Source organism: Caulobacter sp. SRI_014 (assembly GCF_057586315.1).
Genome location: NZ_JBYCZQ010000012.1, coordinates 127,291 through 141,093, shown reverse-complemented (window position 1 = coordinate 141,093; position 13,803 = coordinate 127,291). Strand labels below are relative to the sequence as shown.

Annotated in this window: 14 protein-coding genes; 6 read left to right on the top strand and 8 right to left on the bottom strand. The window is 67.4% G+C overall.

From position 1 onward, the window contains the following. Positions 1 to 253 precede the first annotated feature (253 nt). The 5 genes from ptsN to AC2YG9_RS20365 form a co-directional block, all read right to left on the bottom strand. Positions 254 to 703: a PTS IIA-like nitrogen regulatory protein PtsN gene (gene ptsN / locus AC2YG9_RS20385; protein WP_487299832.1), complete on the bottom strand. Its 450-nt coding sequence runs from the start codon at positions 701 to 703 to the stop codon at positions 254 to 256. Between the two features lie 74 nt (positions 704 to 777). After that, positions 778 to 1,422, bottom strand: coding sequence for a ribosome hibernation-promoting factor, HPF/YfiA family (hpf, locus tag AC2YG9_RS20380; RefSeq protein WP_487299831.1), 645 nt, complete (start codon positions 1,420 to 1,422; stop codon positions 778 to 780). Between the two features lie 68 nt (positions 1,423 to 1,490). After that, entirely contained in the window at positions 1,491 to 2,123 is a 633-nt protein-coding gene (locus tag AC2YG9_RS20375) for an exopolysaccharide biosynthesis protein (RefSeq protein WP_487299830.1), read from the bottom strand. A 42-nt stretch (positions 2,124 to 2,165) separates the two neighbouring features. Then, complete coding sequence (gene rpoN / locus AC2YG9_RS20370) at positions 2,166 to 3,653, bottom strand: RNA polymerase factor sigma-54 (protein ID WP_487299829.1); 1,488 nt, start codon at positions 3,651 to 3,653, stop codon at positions 2,166 to 2,168. A 99-nt stretch (positions 3,654 to 3,752) separates the two neighbouring features. Further along, entirely contained in the window at positions 3,753 to 4,343 is a 591-nt protein-coding gene (locus AC2YG9_RS20365; RefSeq protein WP_487299828.1) for an SCO family protein, read from the bottom strand. 52 nt (positions 4,344 to 4,395) lie between these two features. On the opposite strand from AC2YG9_RS20365, the gene AC2YG9_RS20360 reads away from it, so the two are divergent. Continuing rightward, positions 4,396 to 5,790, top strand: coding sequence for an ActS/PrrB/RegB family redox-sensitive histidine kinase (locus AC2YG9_RS20360; RefSeq protein WP_487299827.1), 1,395 nt, complete (start codon positions 4,396 to 4,398; stop codon positions 5,788 to 5,790). A gap of 85 nt (positions 5,791 to 5,875) precedes the next feature. Next, positions 5,876 to 6,433: an ActR/PrrA/RegA family redox response regulator transcription factor gene (locus tag AC2YG9_RS20355; RefSeq protein ID WP_487299826.1), complete on the top strand. Its 558-nt coding sequence runs from the start codon at positions 5,876 to 5,878 to the stop codon at positions 6,431 to 6,433. Positions 6,434 to 6,440: 7 nt separating this feature from the next. Here the strand turns inward: AC2YG9_RS20355 and mmcB are convergent, their stop codons facing one another. The 3 genes from mmcB to AC2YG9_RS20340 form a co-directional block, all read right to left on the bottom strand. Beyond that, positions 6,441 to 6,881 carry a DNA repair putative endonuclease MmcB gene (gene mmcB, locus AC2YG9_RS20350; protein WP_487299825.1) on the bottom strand — a complete coding sequence of 147 codons (441 nt, stop codon included), beginning with the start codon at positions 6,879 to 6,881 and terminating at the stop codon, positions 6,441 to 6,443. A gap of 39 nt (positions 6,882 to 6,920) precedes the next feature. Further along, positions 6,921 to 7,442, bottom strand: a complete 522-nt coding sequence (locus tag AC2YG9_RS20345; RefSeq protein WP_487299824.1) for a lipocalin family protein — start codon at positions 7,440 to 7,442, stop codon at positions 6,921 to 6,923. 85 nt (positions 7,443 to 7,527) lie between these two features. Next, complete coding sequence (locus AC2YG9_RS20340; RefSeq protein ID WP_487299823.1) at positions 7,528 to 8,652, bottom strand: ferritin-like domain-containing protein; 1,125 nt, start codon at positions 8,650 to 8,652, stop codon at positions 7,528 to 7,530. Between the two features lie 198 nt (positions 8,653 to 8,850). Between AC2YG9_RS20340 and acs the strand changes: the two genes are divergently transcribed. The 4 genes from acs to AC2YG9_RS20320 all read left to right on the top strand — a co-directional run bounded on the left by acs (position 8,851) and on the right by AC2YG9_RS20320 (position 13,794). Further along, complete coding sequence (gene acs / locus AC2YG9_RS20335; protein ID WP_487299822.1) at positions 8,851 to 10,788, top strand: acetate--CoA ligase; 1,938 nt, start codon at positions 8,851 to 8,853, stop codon at positions 10,786 to 10,788. A 63-nt stretch (positions 10,789 to 10,851) separates the two neighbouring features. Next, a complete protein-coding gene (locus AC2YG9_RS20330; RefSeq protein ID WP_487299821.1) occupies positions 10,852 to 11,373 on the top strand; it encodes an SRPBCC family protein in 522 nt (173 codons plus the stop codon). 55 nt (positions 11,374 to 11,428) lie between these two features. Further along, positions 11,429 to 12,097, top strand: a complete 669-nt coding sequence (locus tag AC2YG9_RS20325; protein ID WP_487299820.1) for an HAD family hydrolase — start codon at positions 11,429 to 11,431, stop codon at positions 12,095 to 12,097. A 38-nt stretch (positions 12,098 to 12,135) separates the two neighbouring features. Further along, the gene (locus AC2YG9_RS20320; RefSeq protein WP_487299819.1) at positions 12,136 to 13,794 is read left to right on the top strand and encodes a lysine--tRNA ligase; all 1,659 of its coding nucleotides are present in this window, start codon (positions 12,136 to 12,138) and stop codon (positions 13,792 to 13,794) included. Positions 13,795 to 13,803 lie beyond the last annotated feature (9 nt).

Sequence of the window (13,803 nt, the reverse complement as noted above, 5' to 3'; positions counted from 1 at the left end):
TCATCGCCGATTCCGCCGCGGACGTCTCGAATCCCGACCCTCACAGCCGGCTGTTGGTGAAACCGGCCAACTTGGACGACAACATTCACAGCGCGCGTGCCTACGCGGCGCCTACGCCGGGGCCAACGTTTCCCGCCTCCGGAGCTACGTCAAAGCCAACGATTGCGGGGGATTTGGCAGGTCCGTGCCCGGCGCCGCCTTTTTTGTAGGCCGGACGCGTCGAGGTATAATGGCTGGCCGCTTCGATAGGCCCTCAGGCCGCTGACGGCTGGGCCTCACGCTCGAGCAGCGACAGGATCAGTTCCGGCGAGCGGGCCTGGCGCAGCTGGGCGCGCAGGTCGGCCTGGCGCATCAGGCGCGAGACCCGGGCCAGGGCGCGCAGGTGCTCGCTGCCGGCGTCGGCCGGGGCGAGCAGGGCGAACAGAAGATCGACCTTGGCGCCGTCGACGGCCTCGTAGGCGATCGGGGTTTCCAGGCGAACGAACACGGCCTGCATCTGCTCGATGCCTTCGATGCGGGCGTGCGGCACGGCCACGCCGTGGCCGACACCGGTCGACCCGGCCGCCTCGCGCTCCAGCAGCGCGTCCAGCACCACGCCCTGGTCGAAGCCCCAGGTGCGGGCGGCGACGTCGGCGATAATGGACAGGACCTGGCGCTTGGAACCGCCACTCGCCCGGGGGACGATAGCGCGAGGATCAAGCAATTGACCGATGTTCATGGGTGAGCGGAACTTGGAAAGGGTTGAACCGAGGGCGACAGTGAAGACGCCGAGGGGTCCTAGCCCTTGGCGCCCGAACCGTTCCCGGAGCGCCCCATCTTCGAGGAGAGGGTGCGTTCGGGATCGATCCAGCCGATGTTGCCGTCGCTGCGACGGTAGACGACGGACAATCCGCCGTGAGCGGCGTTCCTAAACACAATTGTTTGCGATTCAGTCAAGTCCAGTTCCATAACCGCCCCCGAAACGGTCAAAACTTTCACCTCAGTGTCATTTTCGGCAATGACCATGGCGCTCGGCGCGCCTTCCGAGACGGGTTCGTCCGCATCCCAGTCGATGTCGTCGGCTGAGTCGTCGGGGGCTCGCAGGGTGGTGTAGACGGCCCGTTCTTCCTGTTTGGCGTTGGCCGCCGGGCTGTGGTCCTTGAGGCGCTTCTTGTAGCGGCGCACGCGGGTTTCGATCTTGGTCAGGGCGTCGGTGAAGGCGGCATGGGCGTCGCCGCCGGCCCCGTGGCTCTGCAGCCGTTGACCGGAATCGAGCGCCAGGGCGCAATCGACCCGGAAGCCATGGCCAGAGCGGCTGACGGTCACGTCGGCTGCGCCGCCGCGATCGAAGTACCTGCTGATGCTGTTGGAGAGGTCGTCGGTGATGCGGTCCCTGAGGGCCGCGCCGACATCGACTTGTTTGCCAGCGACTTGGATTTGCATACGGACTAGAACGCGCCCGCCCCAGGATGGTGTCAAGAAAACCGAAGTTACCTCGCCGTTTTGTGACGTCAGCCCATCAGGCGGTCGGCCATCTCGATCAGTTTCTCGACGCCCTCGATGGCGACACGGCCGCCGATGAACAGCAGGCCCAGGCTCAGGCCGCTGATCGCATAGGCCAGCAGGGCCAGGATGCCGTCCCGCTGGATCATGGCCAGGCCGAAAATGGCGATGGCGGCTGCCGGGGCCATGTTGCCGAGCGGAATCGGCAGGATGAGCACCAGCGACAACAGGAAGCAGACAAAGGCGATGATCCGGTCGCCGACCGGCCCGAACAGGAAGGTCAGGCGCGGCCGGGAGATCTTCTCGACCTTGCGCAGCCAGGGGATCAGTTTTTCGAAGGCGTCGGCCATATGGGCCCGCTTGATCGGCCGCTCGTCGATAAAGTTGGGCAGCCAGGGCCCGCGCACCCCGAAGATCATCTGCGGCGTCATCAGCACCAGCGGAAAGCCGAGGAAGGTCGAGGCGCCCGGCGGCATCGGCAGCCAGTTGGGCGCCGCGAAGACGAAGAACATCGCCCCGAAGGCCCGGTGGCCCAGCCGGTGGATGATCTCGCCCAGCGTCACGGTCGGATCGGGATCGGCCGCGATCTCGCTCATCACCTGCGACAGGCTGAGTTTTCGTTCGAGAAGATGATCGTCCATCCGGCCTCCGGGCGTCAGAACGCCTTAGGCCGGTGAAGGGTCCTAGACCGCGGCCCGCAGCGCCCGACGGCGTTCCACCGACGAAGGAATACGCATCGCCTCGCGATACTTGGCCACCGTGCGGCGAGCGATGTCCACCCCGGCTTCCTTGAGGATGTCGACGATGGTGTCGTCGCTGTGCACCTCGGCCTCGTTGCGCTCGGTCTCGATCAGCTGGCGGATGCGGTGGCGCACGCTTTCGGCCGAGTGGGCCTCGCCGCCGCTGGAGTTGGCGATCGAGGCGGTGAAGAAGAACTTCAGCTCGAACAGGCCGCGCGGCGTGGCGATATATTTGTTGGAGGTCACCCGGCTGACGGTCGACTCATGCATGCCGATGGCGTCGGCCACCGTCTTCAGGTTCAGCGGCCGCAGGTGCTGTACGCCATAGGCCAGGAAACCGTCCTGCTGGCGGACGATCTCGGACGCCACCTTCAGGATGGTCCGGGCCCGCTGGTCCAAGCTGCGGACCAGCCAGCTGGCGCTGGCCATGCAGTCGGAGAGGAAGGCCTTGTCGGCCTCGGTGCGCGCCCCGCCGCTGACCCGGGCGTGATAGCGCTGATCGACCAGCACGCGGGGCAGGGTGTCGGTGTTGAGTTCGACATGCCACAGCCCGCCCGGCCCCTCGCGGACATAGACGTCAGGGGACACCGCATGGCTGGGCTCGCCCCCGAAGGCGGCGCCCGGCCGGGGGGTGAGGGCCTTCAGCTCGGCGATCATGTCGCGCAGGTCTTCGTCGTCGACGCCGCAGACCTTCTTCAGCCCTGCCATATCGCGCCGGGCCAACAGGTCGAGGTTGGCCAGCAGGGCGTCCATGGCCGGATCCAGCCGGTCCTTCTCGCGCAGCTGCAGCGACAGGCACTCGCGCACGTCGCGGGCCATGACGCCGGTCGGTTCGAACCCGTGCAGGACGGCCAGCACACCCTCGACGAAGGGTTGGCCGCAGCCCAGGCGCTCGCCGATCTCATGCAGGTCGGCGCGCAGATAGCCGCCTTCGTCGACCGCGTCGATCAGCACGGCGGCGACGCCGCGTTCGGCCTCGCTCAAACCCGCCACGGCCAGCTGGTCGTGCAGGTGTTCACCAAGGGTCTTTTCGCGGCTCAACCGGCCTTCGAAGTCGTCCTCGCTTTCGAAGCTGCCGCCCTTGCCGGCCCGCGACCAGTCGATGGCCCCGCCGCCGTCGGCCGCTTCGCCGCCTTCGCCCGAATCGCGTTCGCCGGGGCTGACGTCCTCATGGCCGCCGTCCATGTCGGCGGTGGCGGCCGCGTCGGGCATCTCGTCGGCGGCGGCTTCGGCCCGGTCGACCTTGGGGGCGTCCTGCTCGGTTTCCGGTTCGGCGTCCCGCTGCAGCAACGGGTTGCGCTCAAGCTCGGCCTCGACAAAGGCCTCGAGCTCCAGGTTCGACAGCTGCAGCAGCTTGATCGCCTGCTGCAGCTGGGGGGTGATAACCAGCCCCTGGCCTTGCCGGAGTTCAAGTCTCGGACCGAGCGACAAAGATCAGCCCTCCCGAGCCGCGCGTGATTGGAGAACGCAGCTTTGGGGCCGGTTGGTTAACAGGGCGCTTAAACCGGCGCCCTTCTTGCACTGACGGCGTTAATCGCCGCGCTTGGCGGCCGTCACCTGGGTGACGATCTCGTCCGGCAGCCGGTAGGGCAGGGGGCGATCGAACTGGCCGCGCGGGTCCATCAGATAGACCACCGTCGAGTGGTCCATGGTGTAGTCCGGCCCCTCGCCGACCTTGTTGGCCACCGCTTTGTAGGCCTTCACGGCCTGGGCGACCTCTTCCTGCGTGCCGGTCAGACCCAGGGTGCCCTCCGGCGCTCCGTTGGCTTCGAGCCAGTCGCGGATCGCCTGCGGCCGGTCGCGGCCCGGATCGATGGAAATGAACACGATCCGCACGTCCTTGCCCTTGGTCCCCAGCTGGTCCTTGACCCGAATGAGGTTCTGAAGCGTTCCCGGACAGATGTCGGGGCAGTAGGTGAAGCCGAAGAAGACCATGTTCCACTGGCCCTTGAGCACCTTCTCCGTCACCGGCCGGCCGTTCTGGTCGACCAGGCTGAAGGCCCCGCCGACCTCGGATGGCTGGCTCTTCGGCCGACCGGCCCCCATGCCCAGCGCCAGGGCCAGGACGATGACCAGGCCCAGCGCCACGGCGCCCCACAGGATCATGCGCGTACGGGTCATCTCATCTCCGAGGTTGGCTTTCGCACCGGATCAGGAGCAGAGTTGAAGTCCCATGACCACCCTCTCGCCCCTGACGCCGGACGCCGACAGGCGTGGCCTCGATAGGCCGGGGGAGGAGGCCGTGCAAGCGGCCGCGCCCAGGCTCTGGGACTTCGGCGGAAGCCGCCGGGCGCGCCTGCGCGTCCGCACCCTGGTCACAGTCCGATGGCTGACTGTCATCGGCCAGCTGGCCACGGTGCTGTTCGTCCGGTTCGGGCTCGGGTTCGAGCTGCCGCTTGCCGCCTGCCTGACCCTGATCGGCCTGTCGGCCTGGATGAACTGGCTGCTGCATCTGGCCTCAACCTCGTCGCAGCGTCAGGTCGCCGACTGGGAGGCCACCGCGCAGCTGGCTTTCGACATCCTGCAGCTATCGGGGATGCTCTATCTGACGGGCGGCTCGATCAATCCCTTTTCCCTGCTCATCATCGCCCCGGTGGTGCTGGCCGCGGCGACCCTGCCGTTGCGCCATGTGCTGGGCATCGCCCTGCTGGCGGTGGTCTGCATCGTCCTGCTGTCGATGAGTTCCCTGCCGCTGCCGGCGCCGGACACGGTCAACCTCGACGTGCCCATCGTCAACCGCATCGGCAACGTTCTCAGCCGCATCCTGGGCATCGCCTTCTGCGCCGGCTACGCCTGGCAGGCGGCCAGCGAGGCGGCGCGCATGGAGCTGGCGCTCGACACGACCAACGCCGTCCTGGCCCGGGAACAGAGGCTCAGCGCGCTTGGCGCCCTGGCCGCCGCCGCCGCCCATGAGCTGGGCACGCCGCTGGCGACCATCTCCATCGTCGCCAAGGAGATGGCCCGCGGCGCAGCCGAGGGCACCCCGGCCAAGGAGGACGCCGACCTGCTGGTCAGCCAGGCCGAACGCTGCCGCGAGATCCTGCGCCGCCTGACTGCCGACCCCGACGCCACCGACGATGTCCATGGCCATATGTCGCTCGGCCAGCTGGTCGAGGAGGCCGTCGCCCCCCACACAAAGGAGCCGGAGGTGCGGGTCGAGGCGGTGATCAGCGGCCCGCGCGGCGAGGAGCCGCCCGATGTCCGCCGCCTGCCCGAGGTGCTGCACGCCCTGACCAGCTTCGTCGAGAACGCCGTCGATTTCGCCAGATCGGAGGTGCTGATCACCGCCCGCTTCGACGACCGCAACATCACGCTCGAGGTCAAGGACGACGGCCCGGGATTCGCGCCGGACATCCTGGCCAAGCTCGGCGAGCCCTATGTCACCAGCCGTCCGGGGGCGGAGGGATCGCGCAGCGGCCACATCGGAATGGGGCTGGGCTTCTTTATTTCGAAGACCCTGATGGAACGGACAGGCGGGGTGGTGACGTTCCGCAATGGCAAGGCCGGCGGCGCGGTGGTCACCGTCCGTTGGCCTCGTGACGCGCTGGAGGCGCATATCGACGCCTAGGGCGTCTTTGAACGTTGCTCGCCCGAAGGTTTAATGGGCCTAATGTGGGTAATGGATTCGGATTTGTGGGAGCTGTTCCAAGACCATGACCGACGTTTCCGACACCGTCGCCGGCCTCGCCGACAAGACCCTGCTCGTCCTCGACGACGACGCGCCCCTGCGCACCCGGCTCGGGCGGGCGCTCGAGCAGCGCGGCTTCGAGGTGACCCTGGCGGGCAGCGTCGCCGAGGGCATCGCAGCCATCCGCGCTCATGCGCCGGCCTATGCGGTGGTCGATCTGAAGCTGGACGACGGCACGGGCCTCAAGGCGGTGGAGACGATCCGCGAGGTGCGTCCCGACTCCCGCGTGGTCATGCTGACCGGCTACGGCAACATCGCCACCGCCGTGGCGGCGGTGAAGGCCGGCGCCATCGACTACCTGGCCAAACCCGCCGACGCCGACGACGTGGTCCGCGCCCTGCTGGCCCAGGCCGGCGAGACTCCGCCGCCGCCGGAAAAGCCGATGAGCGCCGACCGCGTGCGTTGGGAGCACATCCAGCGGGTCTACGAGCTCTGCAATCACAACGTCTCGGAAACGGCGCGACGGTTGTCGATGCACCGCCGGACCCTGCAGCGCATCCTGGCCAAGCGCGCGCCGAAGTAGGACGGCTCTAGACCCCCAGCGCCCGCATCGCCGCTAGCCGCGCGAACGCCAGGGTCAGCGCCTTCCTCCGCGCCGCCACCAGCGGCGTCAGCGGCGCATCCCGCACCACCGCCCCGCCAAAGCCGTCGGCGACGATCAGGCCCGGTTCGTCCGGCAACAGGCTCTGCGGAAACTCCGGCCCGACCGCGAAATAGAAGGCGTCGCAATAGGGCAGGTACTCGCCCCACTTGCGGTCGCAGAGGTAGTCTTCGGGGCTCGACTTGACCTCGACGATGACGATCTCGCCCTTGGGCCCCAGCGCCATCAGGTCGGCCCGCCGCCCGTTCGGCAGCCCCACCTCGGCCAGCGGCGCATAGCCCATCGACGCCACCAGCCGCGCGGCGCCGCGGGTCACCGCCGAGGTGGTCTCCGGGCGGGTGAGGGTGACGAGGGTGAGGACGGCCTCCATGCCGTCATTTATGTTCCGGTTGTGTTCCGGGTCAACCCGTCAGGCCGGCGGCTGCCTGGGCATTTCCAGCTTGGCGGTGTTGTAGCCCAGCGCCTTGATCCGGGCCAAGGCCGCCGCCTTGGCCGCCGGGGCCATGACGGCCTTGCGCGACATCAGCCAGACGTAGTTGCCGCCCGGGGTGGCCATAATCGCCCAGCTGGCGTCGGGGCCGGTGTCGAGGATCCAGTACTCCTGGTTCACCACCCCGAAGAACTTCGCCTTGAACTTGGCGTTGCCGGATCCGGGGACGATCTGGCCCTCGGCCTTGAACACCTTGGCCGCGCCGGAGGGCGAGCCCTTCCGGCAGGTCTGGGTCATCAGGTACTTGCCGCCGGCCGCCGAGGTGAATTGGCTGGTCGGGGCCTGGCAGTCCTTCTGGTTGCTGTTCGGTGTGCGGGCGATCTCGTACCAGGTGCCCGAATAGAAGCTGACGGCGATGGGGCGGGCCGGCTGCGGCGCGGCGGCCATCGCGGGGAGGGCGGCCAGCGTCAGGGCGGCCGCGAGGGCGGGGATGATCTTCATGCGGCGCAATCTAGCCGCGCTGCCCAAAAAGAAAACGCCCGGGCCGAAGCCCGGGCGCTCACAAAGTGTTTGGCCGTGTAAGGACCTATTCGGCGGCGATCGAGACGACCTTGGCCTTGTCCTTGAAATTGATCTCCTGGAGGTAGCGGATGCCCTCCTCGGCGATGTCGTCGCCGACCATCCGGTCACCCTCGGCCTTCAGCTCGTCGAGGTCGACATACATGCCGTAGAAGGCCTTGGTGCGCTCGGTGATGATGCCGGCGTTGAGCAGGGTCTTCACGAGGACGCGGAAGATGTTGGTCTGCTCCTTCATGTTCTCGCGACGGGCGTCGTCGGTCATGATCTGGGCGAACTCGGCGATGACCTTTTCCGGGTCCAGGCCATAGGCTTCGTAGAGGTCGCGCTGCTGGGTCGGGCCCACCAGGTTGAACAGCACCGCCTGGAAGCAGTGGGCGGCCCAGTCCTCGATGATCGCGTGCTCTTCGGGGCTGAGCTTGGGCACGGTGCGGTCGGCCCAGATCTTCCCGAACTTGTGGTGGAAGGCCTCGTCGGTCATCACCAGCTGCAGCAGCTTCTTGCCGACCGGGTCGTTGATCGCGTTGAACAGCGAGGCGAAGGCGCCCATGGCCAGGCCCTCGACCAGCATCTGCATGCCGATGATCTTCTTGTAGACCTCCGGCGCACCGATGATCTCGACCAGCAGGTTCTTCAGGGTCGGGCCGCATTCGACCGGACGGCCCCAGCGGGCCTTGATGTATTTGGCGAAGGCCGTGACGTGGCGGGCCTCTTCGCGCGTCTGGTTGGCGGCGTACTCCTGCGCGCCCTGGTCCTTCAGCACGTGGCAGAGGCTGGCTGACAGGTTCAGCGCGCCTTGCTCGCCGTGCAGGATCGAGGAGAAGATGCGCAGGGTGCTGTCATTGATGAAGCGGGTGCGGATCTTGGGGTCCGACAGGTGGTTGGAGACGTATTCCGTCTGCAGGGCGACCACGAAGTCCTCGGGAACGAGCGGCTCGTTCTCCATGTCGAAGGGCTCGTCGAAGTCGATGTAGGCCTTGTCCAGCGGATCCCAGAAGTGGTCGTGGGTGGCGCTGATGATCTTGTCGAAGGCGGTCGAACGGTTGCCGTAGCGGTCGAGTTCGAGCATCGACTCGAAGTCGTCCGGGTGGACGGCGTCGTACATGGCGTCCTTGGTGATGTTCTTGTCGGTCATCAGCTTGATCCTCCGGCCAAAGGGGTGCGGACCCTGTGCCGGGCCTTGCGCAATGTGAACAGTGTCAACTTAGCAGCCGACCGTCAACAAAAAATGACGGAGGCGTCACCTTTGATGAATGAGACCTTACCCTGCGCAACGCCTTGCGCCGCCTTGGGCTGTCCGCATACTCCCGCGCCGAGAGAAGAGGAGCGCGGCATGAGCGAAGAGCAGGTTTTTCCGGTTCCGGCCGAATGGGCCGCCCGGGCGCACATGGACGCTGCCGGCTATGAGGCCGCCTGGGAGGCGGTCGAGCACAATCCGGACGCCTTCTGGGCCAGCGTCGCCGGCCGCCTCGACTGGATGACCCCGCCGACGAAGATCAAGGACGTCTCCTACAACAAGGAGGATTTCCGGATCCGCTGGTTTGAGGATGGGGTCCTCAACGTCTCGGTCAACTGCCTGGACCGTCACCTGGCAGAGCGGGGCGACCAGGTCGCCTTCATCTGGGAGGGGGATGATCCGGCCGACAGCCGGAAGATCACCTACCGCGAGGCTCACGCCGACGTCTGCCGCATGGCCAACGTCCTGAAGGACCTCGGAGTCCGCAAGGGCGACCGCGTCACCATCTATATGCCGATGATCCCCGAGGCGGCCTACGCCATGCTGGCCTGCGCCCGCATCGGCGCCGTCCACTCCGTCATCTTCGGCGGCTTCTCGCCCGACAGCATCGCCGGCCGCATCCAGGACTGCGACAGCCGCTTTGTCATCACCGCCGACGAGGGCGTCCGCGGCGGCAAGATCATCCCCCTGAAGATGAACGTCGACCTGGCCCTGACCAGCTGCCCGAAGGTGGAGAAGGTGCTGGTCATCCGCCGCACCGGCGCCAAATGGCTGACCCACAACGGCCGCGACGTCGCCTGGGAGCCCCTGCGCGACGCCGCCAGCGCCGACTGCCCTCCCGAACCGATGAACGCCGAGGACCCGCTGTTCATCCTCTACACCTCGGGCTCGACGGGAAAGCCCAAGGGCGTGCTGCACACCACCGGCGGCTATCTGGCCTGGGCCAGCTGGACCCACGAACTGGTCTTCGACTATCGCCCCGGCGAAATCTTCTGGTGCACGGCCGACGTCGGCTGGGTCACCGGCCACAGCTACATCGTCTATGGCCCGCTCTCCAACGCCGCCACCTCGCTGATCTTCGAGGGCGTGCCGAACTACCCGACCGTCTCGCGCTTCTGGGAGGTGATCGACAAGCACCAGGTCGAGATCTTCTACACCGCGCCGACGGCCCTGCGCGCCCTGATGCGCGACGGGGAGGAGCCGGTGAAGAAGACCTCCCGCAAGAGCCTGCGCCTGCTGGGCAGCGTCGGCGAGCCGATCAACCCGGAGGCCTGGCTCTGGTATCACCGCGTGGTCGGCGAAGGCCGCTGCCCGATCGTCGACACCTGGTGGCAGACCGAGACCGGCGCCTGCCTGGTCAGTCCGTTGCCCGGCGCCACGGCCCTGAAGCCGGGGTCGGCCAGCAAACCCCTTCCGGGCGTGAAGCTGCAGCTGGTCGACGCCGAGGGCGCGGTCCTCGAAGGCGCCGTCAGCGGCAATCTCTGCATCACCGACAGCTGGCCCGGCCAGATGCGCACGGTCTATGGCGATCACCAGCGCTTCTTCGACACCTACTTCTCGACCTACCCGGGGAAATACTTCACCGGCGATGGCTGCCGCCGGGACGAGGACGGCTACTACTGGATCACCGGCCGGGTGGACGACGTCATCAACGTCTCCGGCCACCGGCTCGGCACCGCCGAGGTTGAAAGCGCCCTGGTCGCCCACCACGATGTCGCCGAGGCCGCCGTTGTTGGCCGGCCGCACGACGTGAAGGGCCAGGCCATCTATGCCTACGTCACCCTCAACGCCGACACCGCCCCGACCGAAGAGCTGCGGGCGGAGTTGGTTCGATGGGTCCGCAAGGAGATCGGCCCCTTCGCCGCGCCGGACGCCATCCAGTGGGCGCCAGGCCTGCCCAAGACCCGCTCGGGCAAGATCATGCGCCGCATCCTGCGCAAGGTGGCCGAGGGTGATGTCTCCAATCTCGGCGACACCACCACCCTGGCCGACCCGACCGTCGTTGATGACCTGGTGAGGAACCGGATCGCCTGATCCCCCCTTTCCAAGGGGACGCCGCCTCTTCCCACGACGTCAAAAGGGGCTAGCGTAATATCCATGTGGGCTGCGCTGTTCATCGCGGTCGCCGCCAGCGGCGTCTTCGCGGAGGTTTCCCCGGATCCCGGCGGGACGGCCGGCATCGTGCGCGGCCGCGTCGACATCGAGGCGCCGCCGGCCGTCGTCTGGAAGGTCATCCTCGACTGCAAGCGGGCCAAGCGCATGGCTCCCAACGTCCAGAGCTGCAAGGTGCTGGACAGGGCGCCCGACGGCAGCTGGGACCTGCGCGAGATGGTTGTCGCCCCGCCGCTGGTGCCCAAGGTCCGGTCGGTGTTCCGATCCAGCTACGACCCCCACAAGCGGATCACCTTCAAATGCGCCGGCGGCGATGTGAAGGTCTGCGAGGGGGAGTGGCGCCTCACCGCCCTGCCCAGCGGCGGCACCCGGGTGAGCTATACCAACCGCGCCGCCTCGCCCTACCCGGCCATACCGGCCGGTCTGACCCGCGACGCCATGAAGAACGACATGGTCAAGGCGCTCAAAGCCCTGCGCAAGGAATGCCTGGCGGCGGTGAAGGAGTAACAGTCCGCAACGCTGTGTGGGTTGCGCGACGGGCCAGCATCGCTAAACCCCGGCCATGTTCGACGCCGTCATCTTCGACGCCGACGGAGTGCTGGTCGACTCCGAGGTCATCTATCACGCCATCGAGCTGGAGGTTCTGGGCGGCTACGGCCTGACCTACGACCCCCACGATTACCGCAGCCGGTTCATGGGCATGCATGAGCGGACCTACGTGGCCGCCCTGGACGAAGAACATCGCAATCAGATCGGCAGTCCCCTGCCGGAAGACTTCCTGCCCACCGTCCGCGGCCGCTCGCGCATCGCCTGCGACGAACGCCTCGACTGCGTGCCCGGGGCCCGGGAGGCGGTTGCCGCCGTCACCCTGCTCAAGGCCGTGGCCAGCAGTTCAGACGCCGAAGCCCTGAGCCGCAAGCTGACCAAGGTCGGCCTCGCCCCCCTGTTCGCGCCCCACATCTACTCGGCCGACCTCGTCGCCCACGGCAAGCCGCACCCCGACATCTATCTGCTGGCGGCTGATCGGCTGGGCGTCGATCCCGGCCGGGCCCTGGCCATCGAGGACAGCGTCAACGGCGTCCGCTCGGCCCGCGCCGCCGGCATGACCGTCTGGGGCTTCACCGGCGGCGGCCACCTCGACCACCGCGCCGATGAGGGTCTGATTGCGGCCGGCGCCACGCGTGTCGTGACCAGTTGGGATGAGGCGCAGGCGCTGTTTGCGGCCCTCTGACATTGACCCAAACCGCTGCGGGGCCTAATCGCCGCGCCATGTTTGAAGGTCTCTCCCATCTCGCCCGCGACGCCAAGGCCTGGCCGTTCGAACAGGCTCGCAACCTGCTCGCCCGCACCCTGCGCATCCGCCTGACCGACGCCGAGCGCGATCTCGCCGTCACCCTGATCAATTCGGGAAAGACCGCCGAGGCGGTCGCGACCTTCCCCGCCCTGGCCAAACCGGTGATCCTCGAGACCGGCTACGGCCCGTCCGGCCTGCCGCACCTGGGCACCTTCCAGGAGGTGGCGCGCACCACCATGGTCCGCGCCGCCTTCCGCTCGCTGACCGACGACGCCATCCCCACGCGCCTGATCAGCTTCAGCGACGACATGGACGGTCTGCGCAAGATCGCCCCCAATCTTCCCAACCAGGACATGCTGCACGAGGACATGGGCAAGCCCCTGACCGTCGTGCGCGACCCCTTCGGCACGCACGAAAGCTTCGGCGCCCACAACAACGCCCGGCTCCAGGCCTTCCTCGACAATTTCGGCTTCGACTACGAGTTCGTCAGCTCGACGGACTGCTACAAGGGCGGTGTCTTCGACGCGACCCTGCTCGTCGCCCTGCAGCGCTTTGACGCCATCCAGAAGGTCATGCTGCCGACCCTCGGCGAGGAGCGCCGCGCCACCTACTCGCCCTTCCTGCCGATCAGCCCCAAGACCGGCCGCGTGCTGCAGGTCCCGACGATCGAGCGCAACGTCGACAAGGGCACGATCCTGTTCGAGGACGAGGACGGGACCCTGACCGAGGTTCCGGTCACCGGCGGCCATGTGAAGATGCAGTGGAAGCCCGACTGGGCCCTGCGCTGGACCGCGCTCGGCATCGACTACGAGATGAGCGGCAAGGACCTGATCGACTCGGTCAAGGCCTCCAACCAGATCTGCAAGGTGCTGGGCGGAACGCCGCCGGAGGGGTTCAACTATGAGCTCTTCCTCGACGAAACCGGCCAGAAGATCTCCAAGACCAAGGGCAATGGCCTGACCATGGACGAGTGGCTGGCCTTCGGCACGCCCGAGAGCCTGGCCTACTACATCTTCCAGAGCCCCAAGTCGGCCAAGCGCCTGCACCGCGACGTGGTGCCCAAGGCCGCCGACGAGTACCTGCAGCAACTCGACGCCTACCAGCGCCAGGAACCGGCCCAACAGATCAACAATCCGGTCTGGCACATCCACGGCGGCCGCCCGCCGCAGGAAGGATCGCCGGTCAGTTTCAGCCTGCTGTTGAACCTGGTTTCGGCCGCCGACGCCCAGAGCAAGGAGGTCCTCTGGGGCTTCCTGTCGCGTTACATCCCGGGCGCCTCGCCGGAGACGCATCCGCTGCTCGACACTCTGGCCGGCTACGCGGTCGCCTACTACGAAGACCAGATCAAGCCGAACAAGGCCTTCCGCGCCCCCGACGAGAAGGAGCGCGCCGCCATGCTCGACCTGCGGGCCCGGCTGGCGGCGATGCCGTCCGACTGCCAGGACGCCGAACTTATCCAGAACGAGGTCTACTCGGCCGGCAACGACGCCGGCTTCGATCCTCTGCGCAGCTGGTTCCAGGCGTTGTACGAGGTGCTCCTTGGCCAAAGCCAGGGCCCGAGGTTCGGCAGTTTCGCCGCCATCTTCGGCCTGCCCCGCACCATCGCCCTGATGGACGAGAAACTGGCCGGGTAGGGCCGGGTC